The following is a 1,024-nucleotide window of genomic DNA, read 5'->3' as shown; positions in this document are numbered from 1 at the left end:
ATGCGTTTGCCCGGCAAATGCGGCTCCATCCGATCCCACTGGTGATCTTTCAACATCAGACGAACTCCGCTCACCCAAGCCTCCGCGCCCAAAAGGAGCTTGAATCAGATTTGCGAGTCCGTCGAAAGCCTGAATGTCAACGCGCTCTAGAGGCGCGACTACGTCAAGCGTCCGGTGAGCGGGATTACAGTAAGCTCGCCCGGGAGTATGGTGTGAGCCGAGAGGCAATTCGCAATGCGGTAGAGGGCTTGACCTTCAAGTACCTGCCCATGCCGCCCAAGAGGTGCAGGTGAGCACCCCTCGTAATCCCCGCCGCGCCTACGATGAGAACGGGAATGAGATCCCGCCTGTCACGGTCGCGCGGAGCCTTGCCGAAGGGTACAGGACCGTCATGGCCTAATGCGAAGCCCACAACTGCGGCCATGGTGCTGAGGCGCCGCTGAAGAACTGGTCTCCTGACCTTCCGGTGCCCGACATGGCCCTGAGGCTGCGATGCTCGAAGTGCGGGAGCCATCGGATTAGAATAATGGTCAACGTAAAGGAGTTGTACGCCAGGGCTCATGGCGCCGGCAGAACCGGCGGATGAGCGTTCCTGCCGCTCGTCACTGTAACGACGTGACTACCACTGAGAGGCTGGTGAGCAATTATCTTTCCTTTCGCGTGAGGCGACGCAGCAGGATGCGGCTCATGGCGAGATAGAGCAACATCTCGCCGGTCTCGACCAAGCGTTCGTAGTCCTTGGCGAGCCGCCGGTTGGTGGTGAGCCAACCGATGGTCCGCTCGACAACCCACCTGCGTGCGAGCACCTGGAAGCCACTCGGTCGCGTCGGCGGCTCCGCGTCAGCCCGCATCCAGGTTCCGCCGCTCCACCAATGCTGCGGGATGGATAATCTCCAGCTCAGGGCCTTCTGGAGCCAGTCCTTCAGCCCACGATAAGCCGTGTCGGCCCACATCAACTCAATGGCCGGAAACAGATTCTGCAGACCCTCCAGCAGGAGTTCGGCTCCGGCGCGGTCATGGAGGT

1 protein-coding gene is annotated in these 1,024 nt (G+C 61.0%); it reads right to left on the bottom strand.

Annotated features, from left to right (window positions below):
• Positions 1 to 644: 644 nt before the first annotated feature.
• Positions 645 to 1,024, bottom strand: a 380-nt coding sequence (locus FS320_RS44055) for a transposase (protein WP_152711663.1), incomplete at its 5' end; no start/stop codon positions are given.

The organism is Microvirga tunisiensis, from assembly GCF_009296175.1.
In the GTDB taxonomy this organism is placed as follows: Bacteria; Pseudomonadota; Alphaproteobacteria; order Rhizobiales; family Beijerinckiaceae; genus Microvirga; species Microvirga tunisiensis.
The sequence above is the reverse complement of the archived record's forward strand: the minus strand, read 5'-3'. Positions and strand labels throughout refer to the sequence as shown.